Source organism: Caballeronia sp. ATUFL_F1_KS39, from assembly GCF_023630985.1.
Lineage (GTDB): Bacteria > Pseudomonadota > Gammaproteobacteria > Burkholderiales > Burkholderiaceae > Caballeronia > Caballeronia zhejiangensis.
Map to the genome: position 1 here is coordinate 15500 of NZ_JALQDZ010000019.1, position 25100 is coordinate 40599.

The 25100-nt window shown below is 62.7% G+C and carries 19 protein-coding genes and 1 pseudogene; 5 read left to right on the plus strand and 15 right to left on the minus strand.

All coding sequences use genetic code 11. The annotated features are described in order from the left end of the window. Positions 1 to 6: 6 nt before the first annotated feature. The 3 genes from pdxA to NCR93_RS11370 all read right to left on the minus strand — a co-directional run bounded on the left by pdxA (position 7) and on the right by NCR93_RS11370 (position 4849). Positions 7 to 978: a 4-hydroxythreonine-4-phosphate dehydrogenase PdxA gene (pdxA, locus tag NCR93_RS11360; protein ID WP_250519752.1), complete on the minus strand. Its 972-nt coding sequence runs from the start codon at positions 976 to 978 to the stop codon at positions 7 to 9. 4 nt (positions 979 to 982) lie between these two features. Continuing rightward, complete coding sequence (locus NCR93_RS11365; protein ID WP_008342825.1) at positions 983 to 2326, minus strand: peptidylprolyl isomerase; 1344 nt, start codon at positions 2324 to 2326, stop codon at positions 983 to 985. A 132-nt stretch (positions 2327 to 2458) separates the two neighbouring features. Beyond that, the gene (locus NCR93_RS11370; protein ID WP_244807614.1) at positions 2459 to 4849 is read right to left on the minus strand and encodes an LPS-assembly protein LptD; all 2391 of its coding nucleotides are present in this window, start codon (positions 4847 to 4849) and stop codon (positions 2459 to 2461) included. A 227-nt stretch (positions 4850 to 5076) separates the two neighbouring features. Here NCR93_RS11370 and NCR93_RS11375 point away from each other — a divergent pair, with 227 nt between their 5' ends. From NCR93_RS11375 to purB, 3 genes are all read left to right on the plus strand, one after another. Beyond that, positions 5077 to 6102 carry an aminoglycoside phosphotransferase family protein gene (locus tag NCR93_RS11375; RefSeq protein WP_244807615.1) on the plus strand — a complete coding sequence of 342 codons (1026 nt, stop codon included), beginning with the start codon at positions 5077 to 5079 and terminating at the stop codon, positions 6100 to 6102. A gap of 6 nt (positions 6103 to 6108) precedes the next feature. After that, positions 6109 to 6810 (plus strand): N-acetylmuramate alpha-1-phosphate uridylyltransferase MurU, encoded by a 702-nt coding sequence (murU, locus tag NCR93_RS11380; protein WP_250532224.1) that lies wholly within the window; start codon positions 6109 to 6111, stop codon positions 6808 to 6810. Between the two features lie 76 nt (positions 6811 to 6886). Continuing rightward, the gene (gene purB, locus NCR93_RS11385) at positions 6887 to 8275 is read left to right on the plus strand and encodes an adenylosuccinate lyase (protein ID WP_008342833.1); all 1389 of its coding nucleotides are present in this window, start codon (positions 6887 to 6889) and stop codon (positions 8273 to 8275) included. Between the two features lie 48 nt (positions 8276 to 8323). On the opposite strand, the gene NCR93_RS11390 is transcribed toward purB, so the two are convergent. From NCR93_RS11390 to edd, 7 genes and pseudogenes are all read right to left on the minus strand, one after another. Continuing rightward, positions 8324 to 8821: a gluconokinase gene (locus NCR93_RS11390; protein WP_008342835.1), complete on the minus strand. Its 498-nt coding sequence runs from the start codon at positions 8819 to 8821 to the stop codon at positions 8324 to 8326. Positions 8822 to 8831: 10 nt separating this feature from the next. Further along, positions 8832 to 10196: a GntP family permease gene (locus NCR93_RS11395; protein WP_250519754.1), complete on the minus strand. Its 1365-nt coding sequence runs from the start codon at positions 10194 to 10196 to the stop codon at positions 8832 to 8834. Between the two features lie 439 nt (positions 10197 to 10635). Then, positions 10636 to 11549 (minus strand): annotated as a pseudogene (locus NCR93_RS32020) (DUF2827 family protein). Further along, entirely contained in the window at positions 11546 to 12697 is a 1152-nt protein-coding gene (locus NCR93_RS11415) for a DUF2827 domain-containing protein (protein WP_250478799.1), read from the minus strand. The pseudogene NCR93_RS32020 and the gene NCR93_RS11415 overlap by 4 nt, the downstream one beginning before the upstream one ends. Further along, the gene (locus NCR93_RS11420) at positions 12694 to 13854 is read right to left on the minus strand and encodes a DUF2827 domain-containing protein (RefSeq protein WP_284502671.1); all 1161 of its coding nucleotides are present in this window, start codon (positions 13852 to 13854) and stop codon (positions 12694 to 12696) included. Before NCR93_RS11420 ends, NCR93_RS11415 begins: the two co-directional genes overlap by 4 nt. A 470-nt stretch (positions 13855 to 14324) precedes the next feature. After that, positions 14325 to 14957, minus strand: a complete 633-nt coding sequence (eda, locus tag NCR93_RS11425) for a bifunctional 4-hydroxy-2-oxoglutarate aldolase/2-dehydro-3-deoxy-phosphogluconate aldolase (RefSeq protein ID WP_008342842.1) — start codon at positions 14955 to 14957, stop codon at positions 14325 to 14327. Positions 14958 to 15048: 91 nt separating this feature from the next. After that, on the minus strand, positions 15049 to 17001 hold the full coding sequence (gene edd / locus NCR93_RS11430) for a phosphogluconate dehydratase (RefSeq protein ID WP_250519756.1): 1953 nt from the start codon (positions 16999 to 17001) through the stop codon (positions 15049 to 15051). A gap of 298 nt (positions 17002 to 17299) precedes the next feature. Here edd and NCR93_RS11435 point away from each other — a divergent pair, with 298 nt between their 5' ends. Together NCR93_RS11435 and NCR93_RS11440 are read left to right on the plus strand one after the other, a co-directional pair. After that, the gene (locus NCR93_RS11435) at positions 17300 to 18139 is read left to right on the plus strand and encodes a MurR/RpiR family transcriptional regulator (protein WP_250532225.1); all 840 of its coding nucleotides are present in this window, start codon (positions 17300 to 17302) and stop codon (positions 18137 to 18139) included. A 343-nt stretch (positions 18140 to 18482) separates the two neighbouring features. After that, a complete protein-coding gene (locus NCR93_RS11440) occupies positions 18483 to 18824 on the plus strand; it encodes a hypothetical protein (protein WP_250519757.1) in 342 nt (113 codons plus the stop codon). Here the strand turns inward: NCR93_RS11440 and NCR93_RS11445 are convergent. The 5 genes from NCR93_RS11445 to leuS form a co-directional block, all read right to left on the minus strand. Then, a complete protein-coding gene (locus NCR93_RS11445) occupies positions 18811 to 19227 on the minus strand; it encodes a CopD family protein (protein WP_008342849.1) in 417 nt (138 codons plus the stop codon). The genes NCR93_RS11440 and NCR93_RS11445 overlap by 14 nt on opposite strands. Positions 19228 to 19239: 12 nt before the next feature. Further along, a complete protein-coding gene (locus tag NCR93_RS11450; RefSeq protein ID WP_250478802.1) occupies positions 19240 to 20511 on the minus strand; it encodes a glutamate-5-semialdehyde dehydrogenase in 1272 nt (423 codons plus the stop codon). 88 nt (positions 20512 to 20599) lie between these two features. After that, complete coding sequence (gene holA / locus NCR93_RS11455) at positions 20600 to 21691, minus strand: DNA polymerase III subunit delta (RefSeq protein ID WP_250478803.1); 1092 nt, start codon at positions 21689 to 21691, stop codon at positions 20600 to 20602. A gap of 22 nt (positions 21692 to 21713) precedes the next feature. Next, positions 21714 to 22223, minus strand: a complete 510-nt coding sequence (locus tag NCR93_RS11460; RefSeq protein ID WP_404989936.1) for an LPS-assembly lipoprotein LptE — start codon at positions 22221 to 22223, stop codon at positions 21714 to 21716. 92 nt (positions 22224 to 22315) lie between these two features. After that, on the minus strand, positions 22316 to 24910 hold the full coding sequence (leuS, locus tag NCR93_RS11465; protein WP_034471496.1) for a leucine--tRNA ligase: 2595 nt from the start codon (positions 24908 to 24910) through the stop codon (positions 22316 to 22318). Between the last annotated feature and the right edge of the window lie 190 nt (positions 24911 to 25100).

Sequence of the window (25100 nt, forward strand, 5' to 3'; positions counted from 1 at the left end):
GCGAGTTCAGGCGCTGCGCTTGTGGCGCGCCATCGTAACGGCGGCATCGATGGCGGCGATCATGCTGCCCGGATCGGCGCGGCCCGTGCCGGCGAGATCGAGCGCGGTGCCGTGATCCACCGACGTGCGGATGATCGGCAAGCCGAGCGTCACGTTGATGCCTTCGCCGAAGGTCGCGTACTTCAGCACCGGCAAGCCCTGGTCGTGGAACATCGCGAGCACGCAATCGGCGTCTTTCAGATAGCGCGGCTGGAACAGCGTATCGGCGGGATACGGACCGGGCGCATCGATGCCGAGCGCGCGGGCGCGTTCGAGCGCAGGCGTGATGACGTCGATTTCCTCGCGGCCCAGATAGCCGTTTTCGCCCGCGTGCGGATTGAGCCCGGTGACGCGAATGCGCGGCGCGGGCAAGCCGAAATGCGCGCGCAGATCGTGATCGATGATGGTGAGCGTTTCGACGAGACCGTCGATGCTGAGCGCCGCCGACACGTCCTTCAGCGGCAGATGCGTGGTCGCGAGCGCGACGCGCAAGGGACGTTCGCTGGAACCCGCGAGCATCATCACGACGCGCGGCGTATGCGTGCGCTCGGCGAGGTATTCGGTGTGGCCGGTGAAGGGCACGCCGGCATCGTTGATGGTGCTCTTTTGCAGCGGCGCGGTGACGATGGCGTCGAACCGGCCGGAGACCGCGCCGTCGATGGCGGCATCGAGCAGACCGAGCACGTAGTGCCCGTTCGCCGCATTCAGTTTGCCCGCTTCGGCGGGAACGGCGAGCGCGTGATGTTCGATGTCGACCGAGTCGGGCCATGCGCCGCCCGCGCGGGACGTGAGCAGATCGCGATCGCCGAGCACCGTGAAGCGCGCCGATGGCCAGCGCTCGCGCGCCTCGCTTAGCGCCGCCGCCGTCAGTTCCGGGCCGACGCCGGCCGGCTCGCCGGTCGTAATGGCGATGGCGAGCGGTCGGGCATCGGCATTCATGCTGTTACTGCGCTTGGGCAGCGACGCCCTTGTACTGCACGTACGCGGTGTCGCGCAGTTCGCGCAGCCAGTCGGAATACGCCTGCTCGGCCTTGCGCTGGCCGATCGCCTGACGCGCGATGTCGAGTTGCTGCGACGCCGATCCTTCCGCATCCCGGCGAGCGAGCACCTGAATCAGGTGATAGCCGTACTCGCTGCGCACCGGATCGCTGACCGCGCCGTCCTGCAGGTTGTTCATCGCGCGCTCGAATTCCGGCACGGTCTCGCCCGGGCTGATCCAGCCAAGATCGCCGCCTTGCGACGCCGAACCGTCCTGCGAATACGTGCGCGCGAAGTTGGCGAAATCGCCGCCGTTCGCAACCTGCTGCTTGATGTCGAGCAGCCGCTGGCGCGCGGCCTGTTCCGACATGCCGTCCGACACGCGCAGCAGGATGTGGCGCACGTGCGTCTGCACGAGTTTCGGCGCATCGCCGGCGGTGCCCTGGCTCGCGCGGCGATCCACCAGCTTGATGATTTCGAAACCGCCGTCGGTGCGCAGCAGCGTCGGCACGACCTGGCCCGGACGCAGCGTCGACACTGCAGTCACGATGCCCGCCGGCAGCGAGCCGGGCGCGCGAAAACCGAGATCGCCGCCCTTGCCGGCGTCCGTGTCCTGCGAATTCTGCTTTGCGAGCTTGGCGAAATCGTCGCCGGCTTGCGCCTGCTTGAGCACGGCTTCGGCCTGCGCCTGAACCTTCGCGACTTCGCTTTCCGGCGCGTCCGACGGCAGCTTGAACATGATGTGCTGCAAACGCAGATCGCTCGCGTTGCGCGCGCCCGGACCGCGCTGGCTGGCGATGTAGTTCGCCACTTCGCCGTCGGACACGGTGATCTTGCTATCCACTTCCTTTTCGCGCAGCTTCGAGAGCGTGAGCTCCGTGCGCGCGTCGCGCATGAAGGTGGACCAGGGCACGCCCTGCGCCTCGATGCGCGAGCGGTAGACGTCGAGCGTCATCTGGTTTTGCTGCGCGAGACGCGCGAGCGTGCGGTTCACGGTGGCGTCGTCGATGACAATGCCGTCTTCCTTCGCCTTCTGGAGCTGAATGCGCTCGATCACCATCTGATCGAGCACTTGCCGCTGCATCTGATCCGCAGGCGGCACCGGCGCGTTTTGCTGCTGGAGACGCTTGACGATGAGGGCGGTGCGCTCTTCCAGCTCGCGCTGCGTAATGACGCCGTCGTTCACCACCGCGACGACGGAATCCGCGACCTGCACATTGCGATTCGACAACGCCTGCGCACCGGCCGGCGAACTCAGGATCAGCGCGCCGACCAGCACGCCCGCTGCGATTGCCGTCGATCGAAACATATTCACGTTTGCCACAGATACTCCATCAAATACGGACTTCACCGTTCGTGTCCTGCTTGTGTGTCCTGCCCTGCGCGGCCGCCGACGCGCTCTTCGCTGCACGTCCGTGGACGCCGCGAGCCCGATCCGGCCTCACTCGTAATCGCTGTACCGGGAGAGCGGCGGCGCCGCCGCCGGCGGAGGCTGATAACCCTGAACGCTCGCGCGGAACGCGCTGACGAGCCCGTTGTCGACGTTCGACAAGCCCTTGAACGTCAGCTGCGCGAGCACGCGCGTGCCCGAGGACGGCTGGCCCAGCGTGTTCACGCCGTTGGCGTAGCGCTGCATGCCGAAGCCGAACGCCCAGCAGTCGGCATCGTACTGGAAGCCCAGAAGCCCGTCGACGAGACGATGGCTCGCGAGATCATAGTTCACGCGGCCGACGGCATAGAGACGGTTCGTGAGCGGCCATTCCCCCGAGACCAGGATCTGGTTGATCGGCTCGTTCACCAGCGTTGTCTGGTTCGAACGCGTGTAGCGATAGCCGACGTTGATCACCTTGCGCGCGCCGGGACTGAACGCAAAACCGATGCTCGAGCGCACGAGCTGGTTGTTGTCCACATTATATTGGAACGCAGTTTCCGAAGCGAAACCTGCACCCAGCTTGATGGCCGCGCCGGCGATCAGGTCGGAGTGCTTTGCCTGTCCCGGCGGCTGATCCGGCGAGATCGTGACGCGCTGGCTCTGGAAATAATACTGCTGCGCGATGACGAAACGCGCACGCTCGTCGCCCGTCGCCGGGTTGATGAAGCGCGTGGTCAGGCCGGCCGTCAGGCGATTTGCGTCCGCGATCCGGTCGTTGCCGACAAACGTGTTCGGCGTGTAGATCTCAGCGAGACCGAAGTCGGCTTCGGCGGTATCGAAGATCGGCGCAAAGTCCTGATTGTGATACGGCGTGTAGACGTAGTAGAGCCGTGGCTCCAGTGTCTGGATGTAGTCCTGCCCGAAAAGCCGCACCGAGCGGTCGAACACGAGGCCCGTGTCGAAGCTGAGCGTCGGGATCGACTCGGTGAAATTCTTCGGCTGTCCCGCGACCGGCGGCGACGAACCCGCGACCTGCGTCGTCGCGATATGGCTCAGATCGTACGACGCGAAGTGCCATTGCACTTTCGGCGTGACGAAATAACCGGGCGCATTGACGCCGTAGCTCAGGTACGGATTGAAGTACAGTCGGTTGCCGTCGGTGGCGCCGTCGGTCGTGATCGTGAAGCGCGTGGCGTCCAGTTCCGCGCCGTAGTCGAAGCCGCCGACGTTGTACTTGTTGTACTGAACGTTGACCTGCGGCTCGCGGGCGTACGGCGGCGTCGAGGGTTGCAGCGTCTGCCAGCGCTGTTCGCGCGCGAGCACCGACCACGGGCCGTTGTTGTACGTGAGCCCCGCTTCCTGCTGATACAGCAGTTGCGTGCCGTTCAGGAACTGATTCGACGCGTTGCCCAGGTCTTCCGGATATTGGTCGTCCGAAACCTTGTTGTAATTGATATAACCGCCGAAGCCGCTACCGAAGTTCTGACGGTGCTGCCAGAAGATCGCATAGCGGTTCGAGTGCGTCACGCGATCGTCGGGCAGGTAGTTGACGTCGAGCGAGCCTGAGTACGTGGGCGACAGGTAGCGATACGTCGCCTCGCCCAACACGCCGCGCTTCGTCATGATGCGCGGCGTGACGGTCAGATCGCGATTGGGCGCGATATTGAAATAGTACGGGACCGTCAGTTCGAAGCCGGTCGTCGAACTGAGCGTGAAGGTCGGCGGCAGAAGGCCGCTGCGACGGTCGCCGGTCAGCGGAAACGACAGCCACGGGCTGCCGAAAACCGGCACGCCCTGGAAGAACAGCACGCCATTGTGCGCGATGCCCTCTTCAGCGCCGGTGTCGAAATCGAACGAAGTGCCCTTGATGTACCACGCCGGATCGGACTCGCACTGGCAGGCCGTATACGTGCCGTGGTCGATGCGCGCCCGCTCGTTGTCGATCATGTCGGCGCGGGCGGCGCTGCCGGATCCACCCGTGAGGTTGAAACGGTACTTCGGGTTCGTCATGAACCCTTCGTTCGCTTCTACCTTCAGATGCGCTTCGGGACCGACGAACGACACGCCGTTGTTGATCAGCCTGACATTGCCGAAAGCATCGGCCATGTCGGTGTCCTGGTCGTAGTGGAGCGCGTCGCCCTTGATGACCGTGACCGTGCGCCGGATCTCCGCCGAGCCCTTCGCCGCCATGTCTTCGTCGGTCGTGCCCGTCGCCTTGTCACTGAGGAGGAAGGTCGAGGGCTGCTGGCCGTTTTGCAGCGGGCGTTCCTGGAGCTCCGGCGCGAGGCGCAGGCTGCCCGGGCCGTCGAGCGGCTGCGGATAGGCGGCGTCGCCCACGAGCTGCGCGTGGGCAAGAGCGGGCATCAAGCCTGGAACGGATAGAAGCGCAGCGACGAGCCGCCGCCTGCGTGGCTTGTCGTCGCCTTTGATTTTCGATACGGGAAACTGTCGTGGCGGCATGTATGGGTGGCGGTTCGATCCCGTTCGCGTCCCACGCGCCCGATGCCGCCGGGCAGGCGGCCGCGCCTTTCCGCAGTCACGAACTTGACGGTCCGTTGCTAAGCGGGGACGACACTCGATCGAACGGTGACGCTCACAGTCGTCGGGAGCCTGGTGCCAGGCGTGAAACGGATCGCTTAAAAAAGTCGTGGGGTATTATATGGCAAGATGTTTGGCCCCTCGAATTTATGACGCACATTCCTTCCGACGCCCGCCTGAACCAGCTTCGCTCGTGGCTCGAAAACGTCGCCGGACCCTACCGGCTGAACGTCGCGAGCCTCGCTCCCGCCTCCGCCGATGCCAGCTTTCGCCGCTATTTCAGGCTCGAGAGCGATTCGGCGTTCGGCAAAACGCTCATCGCCGTCGATGCGCCGCCGCCGGAAAAATGCCGCGAATTCGTGCAGGTCGCCGGGCTTCTCGAGGCCGCGAACGTGCATGTGCCGAAAGTTTTGGAAACGGATTTCGACGCCGGTTTCATGCTGCTCACCGATCTCGGCACGACGACTTACATGTCGGTGCTCGACGAAAAGAACGCGCGGCCGATGATGCGCGCCGCGATCGACACGCTGATCCGCTTTCAGCAAACCGCGCGCGAAGGCGTGCTGCCGCCGTTCGACGAGGCGTTCCTGCGCCGCGAGATGGAGCTGATGCCCGAGTGGTTCATCGGACGCCATCTGGGCCGTGAAGTCACCGCCGACGAACGCAAGACGCTCAACGCCACGTTCACGCTGCTGGTGCAAAGCGCGCTCGCGCAGCCGCAGACTTTCATGCTGCGTGACTTCATGCCGCGCAATCTGATGGTGTGCGAACCGAATCCGGGCGTGCTGGACTTTCAGGACGCGGTGTACGGCCCGATCACGTACGACATGGCCTCGCTCATGCGCGACGCGTTCATCAGCTGGGAAGAAGAGTTTCAGCTCGACTGCGTCGCGTATTACTGGGGGCGCGCAAAAAAGGCCGGACTTCCCGTCGATGAGGATTTCGGCGAGTTCTATCGCCAGCTCGAATGGATGGGCCTGCAGCGCCACATCAAGGTGCTCGGCCTCTTCGCGCGGATTCACTATCGCGACGGCAAGCCGCGCTATCTCGCCGATCTGCCGCGCTTCATCGGTTATGCGCGCAAGGTCGCGGAACGCTACGCGCCGCTGTGGCCGTTCGCGCGTCTGCTCGATTCGCTGGAAGGGCGCGCGGTCGATGTCGGCTACACCTTTTAATTCACGATGACGCACGCTTTGAAAACGGCGATGATCTTCGCCGCCGGACGCGGCGAACGCATGCGCCCGCTCACCGACCTCTGTCCGAAGCCGTTGCTGCCGGTCGGCGGAAAGCCTTTGATCATGTGGCAGATCGAGCGTCTCGCGGCGGCGGGCGTCGAAACGATCGTCATCAATCATGCGTGGCTCGGCGATCAGATCGAAAGCGCGCTCGGCGACGGTTCTCATATGGGCGTCGAGCTGCGCTATTCGGCCGAGACCGAAGCGCTGGAGACGGCGGGCGGCATCGCACGGGCGCGTCATCTGATCGGCGATGACGTGTTCATCGCGGTAAGCGGCGACGTCTTTTGCGACTTCGATTACGCGACCTTGCGCGAGCGCGCCTCGACGCTCGCTTCGATGCCCTCGCCCGGCATGCATCTCGTGATGGTGCCGAATCCGCCGTTCCATCCGAAGGGCGACTTCGCGCTGAACGACGGCACGCTCGCGCTGGAAGGCGAGCCGCGCTATACGTTCGGCAACATCGGTCTGTACGACACGCGCATGTTCGACGATCTCGCACCCGGCACGCGCCGCGCACTCACGCCGTACTATCGCGAAACCATCGCGGCCGGGCGCGCGAGCGGCGAGCTCTACGAAGGCCGATGGGAAAACGTCGGCACGCCCGCGCAGCTCCGCGCACTCGACGAGGAACTGCGGGCGGGGTGAGCTTCGGAGATTGGGACGCATCCGATGGTAAAATGCGCGGTTCTCGCGTCTTTTCCTTCCATTGCGACAAGCAATCATGTCCGATACCCGTCCCGATACCCTCTTTGCGCTCACCGCGCTCTCGCCGCTCGACGGCCGCTATGCCGCCAAGACCGAAGCCCTGCGCGACTGGCTTTCCGAAGCCGCGTTCATGCGCCATCGCGTGACGGTTGAGATTCACTGGCTGATCGCGTTGTCGCGCGCGGGTTTGGCCGAAGTGCCGCGCTTCTCCGACGCTTCCGAACAGTTCCTGCTGGGCCTCGCCGAGCGCTTCACCGCGCACGATGCGGCGCGCATCAAGGACATCGAACGCGTGACGAATCACGACGTGAAGGCCGTCGAATACTGGCTCAAGGAGTCGGTCAAGGGTCAGCCGGAACTGGAGCGCGCAAGCGAATTCATCCACTTCGCGTGCACGTCGGAAGACATCAACAACACATCGCACGGTCTGATGCTGGCCGGCGCGCGCGAACGCGTGATTTTGCCCGCGCTGCGCTCGGTGCATGAACGTCTCGTGAAGCTCGCGCACATGCACGCAGAGCAGCCCATGCTTTCGCGCACGCACGGTCAGCCCGCCAGCCCGACGACGCTCGGCAAGGAAATCGCCAATGTCGCGGCGCGTCTTGCGCGCGCGATCACGCGTATCGAGAAGGTCGAACTGCTCGGCAAGATGAACGGCGCGGTCGGCAACTTCAACGCACATCTGTCGGCGTATCCGGACTTCGACTGGGAAGCGTTCTCGAAAGATGTCGTCGAAAATCGGCTGAAGCTCACGTTCAATCCGTACACGATCCAGATCGAGCCGCACGATTACATGGCCGAACTGTTCGACGCCGTCGCGCGCGCGAACACGATTCTGCTCGACCTCGATCGCGATGTGTGGGGCTACATTTCGCTCGGCTATTTCAAGCAGAAGACGAAGGCCGGTGAAATCGGCTCGTCGACGATGCCGCACAAGGTCAATCCGATCGACTTCGAGAACTCAGAAGGCAATCTCGGCCTCGCGAACGCGACGCTGCGCCATCTCGCGGACAAGCTGCCGGTCTCGCGCTGGCAGCGCGATCTGACCGATTCGACGGTGCTGCGCAATATCGGCGTCGCCTTCGGGTACTCGCTGCTCGCTTACGACGCGCTGATCCGTGGCCTCGACAAGCTCGAAGTGAACGCGGCGCGTCTGAACGAAGATCTCGACAATACGTGGGAAGTGCTCGCCGAGCCGGTGCAGACGGTGATGCGCCGCTACGGCATCGAGAACCCGTATGAGCAATTGAAGGAACTGACGCGCGGCAAGGGCATCACGCGCGAGGCGCTGCAGACGTTCATCGGCGGGCTGGCGATTCCGGCCGACGCGAAGAAGCTGCTGCTTGAGATGACACCCGGCTCGTATATCGGCAAGGCGGTGGAGCTGGCGAAGCGGATCAGCTAAGCAAAAAGACAAAAGCCCCGGAATTCCGGGGCTTTTTTCATTGGAGCGTCATTTGCGCGTCTTCAACTTCTCGAGCACGTTGTCGACGATCTGCTCGGGCGTGAGCTCGATGCTTTCCGTAATCGCCTCGTCCTCGCCGGGTTCTTCCAGTGTGTCCAGTTGGCTCTGCAACAGCGACGGATCGAAGAAGTGTCCGGTGCGCGAACCGAGACGCTCGCGAAGCACATCCATCGTGCCGTGCAGATAGATGAAGCACACGTCGCGATCGCCGTCGCGCAGGATGTCGCGATACGAGCGTTTCAGCGACGAGCACGTGAATACCGCCGTCTCGCCCGCACGCTGCTTTTCCTCGATCGCGGCACGAATGGTCTTGAGCCACGGCCAGCGATCCTCGTCGGTCAGCGGGATGCCCTTGTGCATCTTCTCCTTGTTCGCGGCGCTGTGGAACGCGTCGCCGTCGGTGAAAGTGCAGTGCAGCCGCTCCGCCAGCATCTCGCCGATGAGGGACTTGCCGGCACCCGACACGCCCATTGCGATCAAAATCATCGAAGTCTCCTTACACGAACATCGCGAGCACGAAGGTCAAGCCCAGGCCCATCAGAGAGATGATCGTTTCGAGCAACGACCACGTCTTGAACGTCTGACCGACCGTCATCCCGAAATACTCTTTGATCAACCAGAAGCCGCCGTCGTTCACATGCGAGAAGATCAGCGAGCCGGAGCCGGTGGCGAGCACCAGCAGTTCCGGGCTCGTGTGACCGCCCGCCGCGGCGGCGATCGGCGCAACGATGCCGCAGGCGGTGGTCATCGCGACCGTGGCCGAGCCTGTCGCCAGACGGATCAGCGCGGCGACGAACCAGCCAAGCAACAGCGGCGACAGGTTCGCCGACGACGCGGTCGCGACGATCTGCTGCGAAATGCCGCTATCGCGCAGAACCTGGCCGAAGCCGCCGCCAGCGCCGACGATCAGCGTAATGCCCGCGATCGGCGCTAGGCACTCGCCGCAGAACTTCTGAATCTGCTCACGGTTGAAGCCCTGCTTCGCGCCGAACGTCCAGAAGCTGACCAGCACGGCGATCAACAGCGCCATATCCGACTGGCCGATGAAACGCAGCAAATCGTTCGGCAGCGTTTTCGGCGTGAAAACCAGATCGGCCCAGCTCCCGATCAACATCAGAATGACTGGCAGCAGAATGGTGAACAACGTGATGCCGAAGCTCGGCAAATCGCGCTTCTTCTCGGTATCGCCGTGCTTCTGGGTGAACTGGTCGGCGAGCGCGTTGGCGTCGGGCAGCTTGATGTATTTGTGGATCAACAGCGCGAACAGCGGGCCGGCGACGATTGCAGTCGGCACGCCGACGATCAGACCGTAGGCGATTGTCTTTCCGATATCGGCGTGGTACGCCTGCACCGCGAGCAACGCAGCCGGGTGCGGCGGAATCAGACCGTGCACGACCGAGAGACCCGCCACCATCGGCAGACCGATCAACAGCAGCGACTTGCCGGTGCGCTTCGCGACGTTGAACGCAATGGGAATCAGCAGCACGAAGCCCACTTCGAAGAACACCGGCAAGCCGACGATGATCGCGACGACCATCATCGCCCAGTGAATGTTCTTCTCACCGAAGAGATTGATCAGCGTATTGGCGATGCGCTCGGCTCCGCCCGATTCGGCCATCATCTTGCCGAGCATCGTGCCAAGGCCGACGACGACAGCAATGTGACCGAGCGTATTTCCGTTGCCGGTTTCGAACGACTTCACGATTTTGTCCATCGGCATGCCGACCGCGAGGGCAAGCAATACGGACACGATCATGAGAACGAGGAACGGGTAAACCTTATAGCGGGCGATCATCAGGATCAGAACCGCGATCGCGATCACCGCGTAGAGCAGTAGCATGCTCCCGTGGACGGCTGGCATAACGCCTCCTTGATTTTGTTGAGGTTTTCTGCGCTATGTATGCGTTTGCCGTCGTTGCACTGCACACGCGGCAACATCCGGCAAGCGCAAACACGGCGCTGGGCAACGGAATTTTACTTGTAAGCGAGGAAGTCGGCCGAGAAATGGCAGCGAGAAGCGCGCGCGTGCGAAACGCGGCCCCGCTTCCCACCGGACGTCCAATTGGCGCGCGCGGCTTCCGCTTGGCCTGAGCTGCGGATTGTCGGCGCGGAACCACGATTACTTGGCGATCTTGCAATCCGGGCGGCGTCCCGCCACACGGAACATGTCGTCCGGATCGCTAGCTTCTTGCCGGTAAGCCGCTAATGTGGCGCCCTGACCGTCTGCCAAGTTGCATACCGCGCCGCCAGAACTCTTCTTGCCTCGCGCCATGGCATCTCGGCGACTCAGCACCCCCCGGTTAAAAGTAATTCAGCGGATTTTCCCAATGCTGCGACACGACGATATCGGTATGCTTGGCAAGATACGTCGAGGTGTCGAAGCGTCCGAGAAACACCGCCTTGTGATTCCGCACGATGTCCAGCTGGTTCTTCAGCGCAATGAATTCGCGGCACTGCGTGGCCAGATGCTGCGCGTTGGTCACCTGAAGCAATTGAATGTCGTCAGGCCGTTCGCGATAAGCCAATTCCGCGATCATCGCCGGATAAAGACAGAATTTCACGATAATGATATTCGGCTCCATCACGCTCAGGCGACGCGGCCCGCGTGCGGCTGATGCTCGCCCGAATGCGGCGACGAAGCGGTACGCGCCTTCAGGAAAATGGGGCTCCAGATGAATTGCACCATCCGCGCGGTTTGACGACGCATGACTTCAAAGTACGGCGCGCTGATGTTCGCAACTTGCGGAATTCAGATGTCGTCGTAGCGTTGATTGACGAACAGGTTGTCGCCGAAAGTCGGTCTTTTGAACAGAATCGACTCCATCGCTTGGACGTATTCGAAACCGCAACAATAAGAGATGAGGCGCGCGCACCGCTCCTTCGGATAAGCCGTCGCGTTCGCGTCGATCTGGCCACCAAGCTCGATCAACACATCGACCTTGTCCTTCGCATCATCGAATGTGACGGTGAGCCAGCGCTCGAGATCCCAGGGCAATTGGTTCGTGTTCGCCACATGCGTCGTGTTGAGGAGCACGACGCTCTCGACGGTCGGACAGTTCTTGAGTGCTTCCGCGAGAAACACCGCGTTCTGCTTGATACCGTTGTTCCACAACGTTTCGGCCTCGTGGAACAGGCCGATCGTATGCCAGTTCGCAACTTCTTCATTCCCGTTAACGCCGTTGCCTCGCGGCAGATGCTTGAATCCCGAACTCACGCCTTCGCGTACACGGCCTCGATCGCCCGCGTGTAGATCCGCACGTTGTCTTCGTTTTCCGGGTCGAGCGTGTGAAGGAACTTCTTCGCGGTCGCGCGATAGCTTTCGAGATTGGCATCGTGCTCGGCGAAGGCGCGAAGCAACGCGCGGCCACCCTCTTCGCAATCAAATTCGTGATAGCGATAGCCGCACTCGCCGATAAGATGCGAGTTGTGAATCAGCGGATAGCCGCCGTAGAGCGCTTCGTAATAAACGTAGTTCTGCGGGTTTTCCCACTGATGGCTCACGACCGCATCGACGGAGGCCGGCACGATATGCGCGAAGGGGAATCGTCCCTCGAAGTTGCCAAGCCCGTGTCTCACGTAATCGAGGCTATGCGCAAAGCCGACGAACGCCGCGTGATCCTTCAGCTTGAACGTGTTGAAGGCCCACACGCGTTCGAGCATGTCCGGATTCTCGCGATGCGCCGCGTCGCAGGCGAGCATTGGGATATAGCTCGTTTTCACCATGCAGACGTTCGGCTCGAAAATGCCCACGCGCCAACGACGGCGCCCCGGCTGATAACCGAACTTCTGACCGTTGGGCAGCTTTGCCGCTTCACGTTCGAGTACGACCGGGCTCCACAGGTGTGGCATCAGCTTCACCGGCGCGCGGAAGAGCGTTTCGAAATACGGTTTGCAGCTGACTTCGTATTCGGGTAGCGTCCAGACTTCGTCGTAAGGCGCGCCCGAAATCAGCAGCGCGTGCTGGAGATTGAAGACCATGCGTTCGATATCGATGACATAGTCGTTACCGACACGCATCGTGATGACCTTGCCGCCCTTCTCGCGGAACTTGATCGCCCATTCCTTGCTGAGCTGCGCGCTCATTTCGATCATGACGTCGAGTTTCGACATGGCCGTTTCCATGTCGATGAGCGGCACGGGTGAATCAGACAGGAAGCGCTTTGCGTCTTCGGGGCCGCCGTCGCCGCCGCCCGTCACGAGATAAGTCGATTTCACGCGCGGCGAGCGCATGAGCAACATCACGAGATAAAGGCAGTTCTGGAAGATGCCGTTTTCCCACAGCGACTGCTCGCCTTTGCGGATAAAAATGGAAACGCCGACGGTGATCCGCTCCGGCCCGCGGGATTTGCTTTGCATGTTCATACGCCTACCTCGAGCTTGCTTCCCGCACAAAGGATGATCAACCGTTCTGCGAACGCATCCAGGTTGGCTTGATTGAAAGGACTGACCGCGTCGATGACGCGCTGTGCATCTGCGCGATATGCATTGAGATTGTCGTCATGCTCACGGAACGCGCGCAGCAACTGACGTCCGCCCTCTTGCGCGTCGAAACCCGGATAGTAGTAACCGGCGTCCTTCAGCCACGGCGAATTGTGGACGAGGGGATAGCCGCCATAAAGCACATCCAGGTACAGGTAATTCTGATCGTTGCCCCACTGATGCGACACGACTGCATCGGCGTATTGCGCCATGAAACCAGCGATATCGTTACGGCCATGGAACGTCGCCTTCGAGGCTTTCACAATGTCGAGCGAGTTGGCCATGTACATGAGCGTCGGGTGATCTTTCATGTGCATGGAATTGAGCACATGCATGGCGGACACGCTCGAACGATCCGCGCGATACGCCTCTTCGCAGACGAGCATTGGAATGCTCGACGTTTTCACCACCGAAATATTCGGCTCGAAGATTGCGACCCGGAAACCTTGCGGCTGGATGGCCGGTTGGGCCGACTTGTCCGCGCGGCGCTCGTAGCCGAAGCGCAGACCGTGCTCCTCGACTTCGACGATACGGCTCTCGATGAACTGCGGATGCCAGATGAACGGAATGATATGAACGGGACAGCGATGCAGCATACGCATCATCGGGACGAAAGCACGATCCTTCAACATCAGCCAGACCTGGTCGTAACGGTCCGCGCGCATGACGTGCACGGGTTTGTCGAACACCGGCGCTTCGACGAGCCCGACGTACGGCTGGCCGCAGCAGTAGTACGCGACTTTCTTGCCACGCGCGCGCATGAGATCGAGCCATTCGGTGTCGAGCGCGCCGCCCATTTCGAAGATGACGTCGACGGCGTCGGTCGCATCATGCGTCCGCATGATGCGCAGGCCTTTCGACGCGGCGTCCACCTGCGGCGGCAATGCGTTCTGGTCGCCCACGTCGATGAGCGAAACACTCTCGATGAACGTAAGCTTTTGAAGCGCTTCCGACAAGAAGATCACGTTCTGGCCCAGGCCGTTTTGCCAGATGCTTTGGCCTTGATGTGTGACGACTGATATTCCGACTCGGATGGTCATCGGATTGGCATCGTTTCGGCCGGCACACTGTTAAACGCTGATGCGGCGGGATCGGCGTTGGTGCGAGCAGCATCGCGCGGAAGTACGAAGGCATGGTGCAGCATGCGCCGAACCGTCCTGATTCGCTCCCGCGATTAAATATATCGGGAACTTCTGAAAGCTAAATATATAGAAAAATCGCTAGAATTCCCAGTGAACCAGGGATTAATGAGACAAGTCCTATGCGAGTCTTAAATGCGCAAAACGTCTTAAACACAATGCGTTTCGAAATTTGGATTTATACGATTCAAATATTGATCGAATCGCTTGACGAAAAAGCTTGATGTTCGCGTGCTCGACTGACGGCGCACGCGAAAGCATGTCTGAAGAGGAGCATCGTCGGGCGCGAAGTGCCCTGACCGAAAGGCGAAAAAACAAAACGCGCCCGGCCGCTCGCACGGCCGCGACGCGTTTTCGATTAGTGCAGCAATTTACTTATGCGGCGCCAATTCGCTCGCCGCCCGCGCGAGGCGCGTGACTTCCTCCCAATTCTGCGCGGCGAGCGCGGCCTTCGGCGTGAGCCACGACCCACCGACGCACACCACATTCGGCTGCGCCAGGAAGCTCGACGCGGTTTCTGCCGTGATGCCGCCCGTCGGACAGAATTTCAGGTTTGGGAACGGTCCGTAGAACGCCTGAAGCATCGGAATGCCGCCCGCCTGTTGCGCCGGAAAGAACTTGACGATTTCATAGCCGAGTTCCATCGCCGTGATGATATCGCTTGGCGTCATCACGCCCGGCAGGAGCGGCAATCCGGCGTCCTGCGCGGCCTTGTGCATGTCCTTCGTGAGACCGGGCGACACGCCGAACTGCGCGCCCGCCTTCTTCGCCTGCGCGCAATGCTCCGGCTTCGTGATGGTGCCCACGCCGACGACGATATCGTCTGCCAGTTGGCTCGCGCGCTCGATCGCACCGATGCCCGCCGGCGTGCGCAGCGTGATTTCCAGCACCTTCACGCCGCCCGCATGCAGCGCACGCGACACGTGCTCGCCTTGCTCGATCGTTTCGAAAGCCAGAACCGGGATCACCGGTCCCAGACGCACGATTTCGCTTACCGTTTTCATTTGATACGACTCCTGGTTTTTGAGCGGCGCCATTGGGGTCTGTCCGCGGGTTTCTCTCAGGTCCCGGGCGATACGCCCTTCGTTGTTCCGTTCAGTGATTCGTGGCGTGCGCCTTGTTCAGCGCCGACGCCGCCGCCCGCGCATTGTCGCGAAGCGCGTTTCGTTCGGGCGCGGCGGCCGTCGCATGGGCGTGTCCGTCGTGGCTTGCTGCCGCGCCGATCAACGCGCCGAAGACCGACGCGCCCTGCTCCGCCGGCAACGCCGCGCTGCGGAACACGCCGAACAACTCGCGGCCGAAGCCCGCTTCGTTCTCCGCTTGATGCAGCGGAGCCTCGACTTCGCGTGATGCCCACTCGTTCGCATCGATTTCGATGTCGAGCACGCCCGCGGGTGCGTCGATCACGAGCATATCTCCGGTGCGGACCTTGCCGAGCGGACCTTGCAGCAGCGCTTCCGGCGATACGTGAATGACCGCCGGGACCTTGCCCGATGCGCCCGACATGCGTCCATCGGTCACTAGCGCGACGTGAAAGCCCTGATCCTGCAATACGCCCAGAAGCGGCGTCAATCGATGCAACTCCGGCATGCCGTTCGCGCGCGCGCCCTGGAAACGCACGACGGCGACGAAATCGCGCTTCAGTTCGCCCTTGTCGAACGCTTCCTGCACTTCTTCCTGCGAATTGAAGACGATGGCCGGCGCCTTCACCACGCGATGCTCCGGCGCCACCGCCGATATCTTGATGACGCCGCGCCCGAGCTTGCCCTGCATCAGCCGCAGTCCGCCGTCCGGCTGGAACGGCTCGCCGATCGCGCGCAGCACCTTCGTGTCGTGGCTCTCCGCCACGCCGTCGACCCATTGCAGTTTGCCGTCGATGAGCTTCGGCTCCTTGGTGTAATGCGACAGCCCTTTGCCGACGACCGTCTGCACGTCCTCATGCAGCAGCCCGCCTTCGAGCAGATTGCGCACGAGGAACGCGACGCCGCCTGCTGCGTGGAAGTGATTCACGTCGGCCTTGCCATTCGGGTAGATCTTCGCGAGCAGCGGTACGACCTGCGACAGCTCGTCGAAATCGTTCCAGTCGATCACGATGCCCGCCGCCCGCGCGATCGCCACGAGATGCAGCGTGTGATTGGTCGAACCGCCCGTCGCGAGCAGCGCAACGATGCCGTTCACGATCGCCTTTTCATCGACGACATGACCGATCGGCGTGTAGTTGCCGCGTTCGAGCGTGATATCGAGCACGCGGCGCGCGGCCTCGGCGGTGAGCGCGTCGCGCAGTTCCGTATGCGGATGCACGAACGCCGCGCTCGGCAGATGCAGGCCCATCACTTCCATCAGCATCTGATTGCTGTTGGCGGTGCCGTAGAACGTGCAGGTGCCGTGACCGTGATACGCCGCCGCTTCGGCTTCGAGCAGCGCGCCGCGATCGCACTTGCCGGTCGCGAATTCCTGGCGCACCTTGGCTTTTTCGTCGTTGGTGAGGCCGCTCGTCATCGGGCCGGCTGGGACGAAAATGGTCGGCAGATGGCCGAACTGCAGCGCGCCGATCGCGAGTCCGGGCACGATCTTGTCGCACACGCCAAGGCACAGCGCCGCGTCGAACATGTTGTGCGTCAGCGCGACGGCCGTGCTCATCGCGATGACTTCCCGCGAGAACAGCGACAGCTCCATGCCCGCGTTGCCTTGCGTGATGCCGTCGCACATAGCCGGCACGCCGCCCGCGAATTGCGCGATGCCGCCATGCGCGCGCGCCGCCTGCTTGATGATGTCCGGAAAGCTCTTGTACGGCGCGTGCGCGGAGAGCATCTCGTTATAAGACGACACGATACCGATGTTCGGCTCGCGCACCGCCTTGATCGCGAACTTTTCTTGGCCCTCGAGGCCGGCGAAGCCGTGCGCGAGATTGGCGCAGGACAGCGCACCGCGCGCCGGGAACAGGCCGTGCGCCGCGTCGATGCGCGCGAGATAGGCTGCGCGCGTCGGTTTGCTGCGTTCGATGATGCGATCGGTGACGTTCTTGAGTTGCGGATGCGGGGAAACCATCGAAGCTCCTTCGTCTCACTCCCGGCTGCCTGCCGTTGAGATTGGGTTGAACATTGCGAGGGACGGCGTTTGGATCGTTGTCTTGTGATGGTGCCGTGTCTCGCGAGTTTAGGAGAAAAACTACACGATGACAATCGAAAACCTGGCCAGAACGACAAGCAGCCAAATGAATAAGACACTTATCCCACGGACGTTTACGGGATTTCCCTAAGATTCTGCATGCAGTTTATGTAGTATTTGTACAAAACTGATCATCCGTTATAGTCCGTAGCAATTTTCAGAATAGGCGAGAATTCCGATGTTGCTGTCCCAAGTCGAAGCGATGCGCGCGCAACTGCGTCCGTCCGAGCGCAAGCTGGCTGAGTACGTGCTGGAAGCGCCGCGCGAGGTGCTCGACCTTTCGATGACCGAATTCGCCGCGCGCGCGGGCGTCAGCCAGCCGACGATTGCGCGTTTCTGTCAGGCGCTCGGCTTTTCGGGATTTCGCGAGTTCAAGATTCGCTTGGCGCAAGGGGTAGCAGCGGATGTTCCTACCGTGTATCGCGACGTCCGCACAGATGAACCGGCCGCCGGCGTCGCGGCGAAGGTGCTCGACCGGACCATCGGCGCATTGATCGCGGTGCGCAACAGCCTGTCGTCGGACAGTGTCGCGGCCGCGATCGCGATGCTCGCGGAAGCACGGCGCATCGAGTTCTACGGCGCGGGCGGCTCGGGCATCGCCGCGCTCGACATACAGCACAAATTTTTTCGGTTGGGCGTGCCATCTGTCGCATACTCGGACCCGCACACGTACACCACTTCGGCGGCGCTTCTTGGTGCGGGCGATGTAGTCGTCGCGATATCGAATACGGGACGCACGCGGGACATTCTCGACGCGTGCAGATCGGCGCTGAATGGCGGAGCGAAGGTCATTGCGATCACGCACGGCAATTCGCCGCTCGCGCGTCTCGCCACAGTCGGATTGTTCGCAAACGTCGATGAAGATACCGACATATTTTCGCCGATGACATCGCGCGTTTCACATCTCGCGATCGGCGACATTCTGGCAGTCGGTCTTGCCCTGGCGCGCGGACCCGCGCTGGCGGAAAAGCTCGCGGAAGCGAAGGACGTGCTCGAAGGGCGGCGTGTGGGTGCGTAGACGGCGAAGTTCGCTTCGACGTCGAATGAAGGGCGATGGATCGCCTATTCTTCCCACCAACCCGATGTCTTGCAGGACCATGCAACGTGGACTGTTCCTTCACTGTCGAGCGCTTTGAAATCTGTGTTTATGGCGGAAAGCCGGACGAAGCGCTCGGGCCGCTGTGCGCATGCAATCATTACCTGCGGTCTTCCACGCTGACATGATCGATACACCCCGACGTCTCCACATGCGGAGCGTGGGCACGTCGTTGCTGGCGATCAACGTGTCGAACATGCGGCTCCCGCCGATTACGTCGGCGATCCGGCATGTTTCAGCGAAAAGCTATTGAAACTTCCGAAAGATGGCCAGCCCCATCGGCCGTCGCCCGCGATGGAGCCAGTCGACTATCCGGCGAAGAAACCAACCGCAGAGATTAATATCGGTATCAGGAAGGGAAGTGTTCGAGCGCATCGACGGCGCCATGTTCATGCGCGCGTACATGCCCGGCTGGCTGGTCGCGGACACGGTCGAGGAATATATCGAAGCGGCGGTCAGGCTCGCGAACAATCACGAAGAACGCGAATCGCCGCGCCGCTACATGCTTGACAAGAATGTGGTCCAGCGTTCCTTCGAGGGCCGTCCCGAAGTGTTCGGGGAAATGGTCCTCGATCTGGTGAAGCAGGAACGCGTCAGAACGGCTTGATCACGACGAGCAGCGTCGCGCCGAGCAGCCCGAGCACCGGCAGCTCGTTATACATCCGATACCACTTGTCCGAACGCTTGTTTTCGCCGCGCTGAAATGTGTGCAGCAAGCGCCCGCAATATGCGTGATAGGCGATCAGCAGGACGACGATCGTCAGCTTAGCGTGCAGCCAGCCCTGCCCCGCGCCGATGCCGACGACGAGCCACAGCCACAGCCCGCACGCGAGCGCGGGCACGGCGATGAACGTCATGAAGCGAAAGAGCTTGCGCGCCATGAGCAGCAGGCGCGCGGTGGCCGCGGGGTCTTTCTCCATCGCAAGGTTCACGAAGATGCGCGGCAGATAGAACAGCCCCGCGAACCATGAAGCGACGAGCACGATATGCAGCGATTTGATCCAGAGCATCGGTTCTGATTTTTATTGACGGACTTCGCCGCGCCCCAGCACGACATATTTGAGCGACGTGAGCCCTTCGAGACCGACCGGTCCGCGCGCATGCAGCTTGTCGTTCGAGATGCCGATTTCCGCGCCCAGACCGAATTCGAAGCCGTCCGCGAAACGCGTCGATGCGTTGACCATCACGCTCGCCGAATCGACTTCGCGCAGGAAGCGCATCGCGCGGTCGTGGTCTTCGGTGACGATGGCGTCCGTGTGGTGCGAGCCGTACGTGTTGACGTGCTCGATCGCCTCGTCGAGATCGCCGACGACCTTGATCGCCAGCACCGGCGCCAGATATTCCGTGCTCCAGTCTTCTTCGGTCGCGTCGACGAGCGAGCCGACCTGCGCCGCTTCGAGCACGGCGCGCGCTTGCCCATCGACGCGCAACTCGACGTCCTTCGCCTGGAACGCGCGCGCGAGTTGCGGCAGCGCCTCGTTCGCGATGCCGCGCGCGACGAGCAGCGTTTCCATCGTGTTGCAGGTGCCGTAACGATGCGTCTTCGCGTTGTCGCAAATGGCCGCTGCTTTCGCGAGATCGGCGCGATCGTCGACGTAGACGTGGCAGATGCCGTCGAGATGCTTGATCATCGGCACGCGCGCTTCTTCCATCAGGCGCGCGATCAGGCTCTTGCCGCCGCGCGGCACGATAACGTCGACGAATTCGGTCATCGTGATGAGCTTGCCGACCGCCGCGCGATCCGCCGTCTCGACGACCTGCACCGCGTCCTGCGGCAAGCCCGCCGCTTCGAGCCCGACGCCGATCAGCTTCGCGAGCGCCGTGTTGCATTCGAGCGCCTCGGAGCCACCGCGCAGAATGGTCGCGTTGCCGGATTTGAGACACAGCGCGGCGGCGTCGATGGTCACGTTGGGCCGCGATTCATAGATGATGCCGATCACGCCGAGCGGCACGCGCATCTGCCCGACCTGAATGCCGCTCGGACGGAACTTGAGCCCACTGATCTCGCCGATCGGATCGGCCAGCCCGGCGACCTGACGCAAGCCTTCGACCATCGTGTTCAGCGCCTTGTCCGAAAGCGTCAGGCGGTCGATGAACGCCGCGTCGTGACCCTTTTCGCGCGCGCGGGCGAGATCGCGCGCATTCGCTTCCTTGAGCGCTTCGCGCTCGCGCTCGATGGCGTCGGCCACCCTGATGAGCGCCGCGTTCTTCGCCGCCGTGGACGCCCGCGCCATCGCGCGCGACGCCTTGCGGGCGCGGCGGCCGAGGTCGGTCATGTATTGATCGATGTTCATCGTGGGTCTCGTTGCGTCGGCGCTGCGCGCGTCGAAAAGTTCATTCTAAGCTGTTGCACAGATTGCAACAGCGCGTGACGGAAGCGTTCTAGCGACGCGGTCGTGGCGCTGGCGCGGGCTGCGCCGTCTTGCCGCCGTGCGCGACGGCCATCGCCAGTTCGAACATGCCGGCCCACGGATCCGGCGGCGGCTCGCTGCCGCGCTTGCCCGTGCTGCCCGACAGTCCCTTCACCTGCCGATCCAGCCGCGCCGCCAGCGACAGCGCCTTTTCCAGCGCCTCGTCCGTCACGCGCGAGAGCGCCGGGCCGATCAGCCGTTCGCGCGGACCCCAGACGCGGTTCTCGCGCATGAGTGTCGCGAGCGGCTTGCCCGATGCGACGCCGCGCTTGATACGCAGCAGCGTGCGAACTTCCTCGACGAGCGCCCACAGCACGAGCACTGCCGCCTCGCCTTCGCCTTTGAGGCCATCGAGCATGCGCGCGAGACGGCCGACATCGCCCGTCAGCATCGCTTCGTTGAGTTTGAACACGTCGTAGCGCGCGACGTTCAGCACCGCGTCGTGAATCTGCTCGAACGTGAGCACGCCCTCGGGATACAGCAGCCCGAGCTTCTGGATTTCCTGATGCGCGGCGAGCAGATTGCCTTCCACGCGTTCCGCGATGAACGACAGCGCGCGCCGCCCTTCCTCGCCCGGGGCGACACGCTGGCCTTGCTGCGCAAGCCGCTGGCCGACCCACATCGGCAACTGCGCGCGCTCGATCGGATCGACCTTCAACGCGACGCCCGCGCCCAGCAACGCCGTGAACCAGCCGGATTTCTGCGTCGCGCTGTCGAGACGCGGCAGCGTAACGAGTGTCACGACGTCCGGGTTATCGGCATCGGCGAGCGTCTTCAGCGCTTCCGCGCCTTCCTTGCCGGGCTTGCCGGTCGGAATGCGCAGTTCGATCAGTTGACGGTCGCCGAACAGCGACATCGACTGCGTTGCGCCGATGAGCGCGCTCCAGTCGAATCCACGCTCGACCGTGAACACCGTGCGATCGGTGAAGCCCGCCGCGCGCGCCGTTGCCCGAATGCGGTCGCACGCTTCCTGCGCGAGCAGATGCTCGTCGCCGTAGACGACGTACAGCCCTTTCAGGCCTTTGGCGAGATGCGCTTCGAGCGCGTCGAGCTTCAGTTGCATGATGCCAAGCGAACCCGGCCGATCAAAGCGGCGGCACCGGCAGCGGCGCGCGCGGCGCGACGCCCGGTGTCTGCTCGCCCGGCGCCGGGTGCAGCGAACGCACGGTCGCGAGACGGCGCGTCAGCTGATCGACGGCGTCGTTGCGCATGTCGTTGTAGAGCAGCGTCGCTTCCTGCGATTTCGCGAGCGTGTATTGATCGCTGTATGTCATCGAGCGATTCAGCGCGATGGTGCTCGGCGGAATCAGTAACGTGCCGTCGGCGCCGAGCAGTGTGTAGTTCAGCGAGAAGACGAGCTCGTATTCCTGGATCACGCCCTGCGCGTTCAGGCTCAGCGTGCGCATGCCCTGGCCTTCGTTCAGATTGAGCGTCGCGTCCGGCTTCTCGAACGGTTTGACGATCACGGTGTCGCTGCCGCCCTGAACCATGCGCTCGAGGCGCGCGACCATCTGCGGCGTGCCGCCGGTGATCGCGAGCCGCTTGAACGCGTAGTCCTGCTGGCCGCGAAGCTGGAAGCCGCACGCGGACAGCATCGCCGCGCCGCCGAGGAGCGGGACAAACGAGAGAAACGAGCGCCTGCTCGCGCTGACTTTGCCGGTCACATCCACTCCCTTGGTTGTGCGCATCAGACGACCACGTTGACGAGACGCCCCGGCACCACGATCACCTTCTTCGGTGTGCGGCCTTCGGCGAACTTCTCGAACATTTCGTGCGCGATCGCGGCCTTTTCGATGTCTTCGCGCGATGCTTCCTTCGCGACCGTCAGCGCGCCGCGTACCTTGCCGTTGACCTGCAGCACCAGCTCGATTTCCGACTGCTCGAGCGCGGCTTCGTCGACCTTCGGCCAGGGCGCATCGAGGAGCGGGCCGAACTCCTTCTCGTAGCCGAGTTCCGACCACAACTGGAAGGTGATGTGCGGCACGACCGGATACAGCACGCGCAACAGCACGCCGAAGGTTTCGTTCAGCACGCCGGCGCCGACGTTCTTCGCGCCTTCGACCGCGTTGAGCATCTTCATGGCGGCGGACACGACCGTGTTGTACTGCAGACGGCCGTAGTCGAAATCGGCCTGCTTTAGCACGGTATAGATTTCGCGGCGCAAGGTCTTCTCGGCGTCGCCGAGTTTCGATGCGTCGAGCTTCGCGTGCTGACGCAGCGCATCGGCGTTGTCATGCGCGAAGTGCCACACGCGGCGCAGGAAGCGGCTCGCGCCTTCGACGCCCGCGCCCGACCATTCGAGCGACTGCTCGGGCGGTGCGGCGAACATCACGAAAAGACGGGCCGTGTCGGCGCCGTACTGATCGATCAGCGTTTGCGGATCGACGCCGTTGTTCTTCGACTTCGACATCTTCTCGACGCCGCCGAGCACGACCGGCTTGCCGTCCGCGTTCAGCGTCGCGCCCGTCGGGCGGCCCTTTTCATCGTGCGTGACCGTGACTTCGAGCGGGTTGTACCAAGTCTTCTTGCCGCTCGCGTCCTCGCGATAGAACGTTTCATTCAGCACCATGCCCTGCGTGAGCAGATTCTTCGCGGGCTCGCTGAACTTGATGAGGCCCATGTCGCGCATGACCTTGGTCCAGAAGCGCGAGTACAAGAGGTGCAGAATCGCGTGCTCGATGCCGCCGATGTACTGATCCATCGGCATCCAGTAATCGGTGCGCTCGTCGACCATCGTCGGCGCGTCCGGCGCGGTGTAGCGCGAGAAGTACCAGGACGAATCGACGAAGGTGTCCATCGTGTCGGTTTCGCGCTTCGCCGCCGCGCCGCACTTCGGGCACGTGCAGTTCACGAACGCTTCCGACTTCGCGAGCGGGTTGCCCGAGCCGTCCGGCACGAGGTCTTCCGGCAGCACGACCGGCAGATCTTTCTCCGGCACCGGCACGTCGCCGCACGACGGGCAATGGATGATCGGAATCGGCGTGCCCCAGTAGCGCTGGCGCGAGATGCCCCAGTCGCGCAAACGCCAGGTGACCTGCTTGTCGCCGAGGTTCTTCGCCTTGAGATCGGCGGCGATCGCGTCGATGGCTTCTTCCGTCGTCAGGCCGTCGTACTTGCCGCTGTTGATGAGCCTGCCCGCGGTCTTGTCGCCGTACCATTCTTGCCAGGCGTCGGTCGAGTACGTCTTGCCCTCGACATCGATCACCTGCTTGATCGGCAGCTTGTACTTCTTCGCGAACGCGAAATCGCGCTCGTCGTGCGCCGGCACGCCCATCACCGCGCCTTCGCCGTAGGACATCAGCACGTAATTGCCGATCCACACTTCGACTTGTGCGCCCGTCAGCGGATGCGTGACGAAGAAGCCGGTCGGCACGCCCTTCTTTTCCATCGTCGCGACATCGGCTTCGGCCACGCCACCGCGCTTGCATTCGTCGATGAACGCCTGGAGATCGGCGTTGTCGCGCGCGAGGCGCGTGGCGAGCGGATGCTCCGCCGCGACCGCCGCGAACGTGACGCCCATGATCGTGTCGGCGCGCGTGGTGAATACGCGCAACAGTTTCGCTTCGCCGTCGATTTCATACGGGAAGCCGAAGTTCACGCCGAAGCTCTTGCCAATCCAGTTCTGCTGCATGATCTTGACGCGCTCGGGCCAGCCGAGGCCGTCGAGATCGTCGAGCAGTTGATCCGCGTAATCGGTGATGCGCAGGTAGTACATCGGGATTTCGCGCTTTTCGACGAGCGCGCCCGAGCGCCAGCCGCGCCCGTCGATGACCTGCTCGTTGGCGAGCACGGTCTGATCGACCGGATCCCAGTTGACCGTGCCCGTCTTCTTGTACGCGATGCCCTTTTCCAGCATCTTCAGGAACAGCCACTGGTTCCACTTGTAGTAATCCGGCGAGCAGGTGGCGACTTCGCGCGACCAGTCGATGGCGAGGCCCATCGACTGCATCTGCTTCTTCATGTACGCGATGTTCTCGTACGTCCACTTCGCCGGCGGCACGTTGTTCGCCATCGCCGCGTTTTCGGCGGGCATGCCGAACGCGTCCCAGCCCATCGGCATCAGCGTGTTGTGGCCGTTCATGCGCAAGTAACGGTACATCACGTCGTTGATGGTGTAGTTGCGCACGTGACCCATGTGCAGCTTGCCCGACGGATACGGCAGCATCGAGACGCAATAGAACTTGGGCTTGGCCGACGTCTCGGTCGTCCGGTAGACGTCGTTCGCGCGCCAGTTGCTCTGCGCGGCGGATTCGACGTCGGCGGGTGCGTATTTATCGTGCATGGTGTGATTTGGCTTTCGGCAAATGCTGGGAACGGACTTTGGGACTCGCCGCTATCGATTCGGGCAACGAGGCCGGGCGCTGCGGCATTGCTGCCACGCGGCGTCGGAATTCGGGCCTGCTGGCTCGGGCCAAGGCCCGCCGAACGGGGAAATCGCGATTATACCGTTCGATGCGCGCCGGTTCGCGCGC

What these genes read in the sequence shown, in the direction of transcription:
- eda (WP_008342842.1), bottom strand. Translation starts at nt 14,957, where the DNA reads ATGAAAACGGTAAGCGAAATCGTGCGTCTGGGACCGGTGATCCCGGTT.
- NCR93_RS11440 (WP_250519757.1), top strand. Translation starts at nt 18,483, where the DNA reads ATGGCCAGCCCCATCGGCCGTCGCCCGCGATGGAGCCAGTCGACTATC.
- pdxA (WP_250519752.1), bottom strand. Translation starts at nt 978, where the DNA reads ATGAATGCCGATGCCCGACCGCTCGCCATCGCCATTACGACCGGCGAG.
- NCR93_RS11445 (WP_008342849.1), bottom strand. Translation starts at nt 19,227, where the DNA reads ATGCTCTGGATCAAATCGCTGCATATCGTGCTCGTCGCTTCATGGTTC.
- NCR93_RS11435 (WP_250532225.1), top strand. Translation starts at nt 17,300, where the DNA reads ATGTTGCTGTCCCAAGTCGAAGCGATGCGCGCGCAACTGCGTCCGTCC.
- NCR93_RS11365 (WP_008342825.1), bottom strand. Translation starts at nt 2,326, where the DNA reads ATGTTTCGATCGACGGCAATCGCAGCGGGCGTGCTGGTCGGCGCGCTG.
- purB (WP_008342833.1), top strand. Translation starts at nt 6,887, where the DNA reads ATGTCCGATACCCGTCCCGATACCCTCTTTGCGCTCACCGCGCTCTCG.
- NCR93_RS11390 (WP_008342835.1), bottom strand. Translation starts at nt 8,821, where the DNA reads ATGATTTTGATCGCAATGGGCGTGTCGGGTGCCGGCAAGTCCCTCATC.
- NCR93_RS11415 (WP_250478799.1), bottom strand. Translation starts at nt 12,697, where the DNA reads ATGAACATGCAAAGCAAATCCCGCGGGCCGGAGCGGATCACCGTCGGC.
- NCR93_RS11420 (WP_284502671.1), bottom strand. Translation starts at nt 13,854, where the DNA reads ATGACCATCCGAGTCGGAATATCAGTCGTCACACATCAAGGCCAAAGC.
- leuS (WP_034471496.1), bottom strand. Translation starts at nt 24,910, where the DNA reads ATGCACGATAAATACGCACCCGCCGACGTCGAATCCGCCGCGCAGAGC.
- NCR93_RS11450 (WP_250478802.1), bottom strand. Translation starts at nt 20,511, where the DNA reads ATGAACATCGATCAATACATGACCGACCTCGGCCGCCGCGCCCGCAAG.
- NCR93_RS11395 (WP_250519754.1), bottom strand. Translation starts at nt 10,196, where the DNA reads ATGCCAGCCGTCCACGGGAGCATGCTACTGCTCTACGCGGTGATCGCG.
- NCR93_RS11460 (WP_404989936.1), bottom strand. Translation starts at nt 22,223, where the DNA reads ATGCTGTCCGCGTGCGGCTTCCAGCTTCGCGGCCAGCAGGACTACGCG.
- holA (WP_250478803.1), bottom strand. Translation starts at nt 21,691, where the DNA reads ATGCAACTGAAGCTCGACGCGCTCGAAGCGCATCTCGCCAAAGGCCTG.
- NCR93_RS11370 (WP_244807614.1), bottom strand. Translation starts at nt 4,849, where the DNA reads ATGCCGCCACGACAGTTTCCCGTATCGAAAATCAAAGGCGACGACAAG.
- NCR93_RS11375 (WP_244807615.1), top strand. Translation starts at nt 5,077, where the DNA reads ATGACGCACATTCCTTCCGACGCCCGCCTGAACCAGCTTCGCTCGTGG.
- murU (WP_250532224.1), top strand. Translation starts at nt 6,109, where the DNA reads ATGACGCACGCTTTGAAAACGGCGATGATCTTCGCCGCCGGACGCGGC.
- edd (WP_250519756.1), bottom strand. Translation starts at nt 17,001, where the DNA reads ATGGTTTCCCCGCATCCGCAACTCAAGAACGTCACCGATCGCATCATC.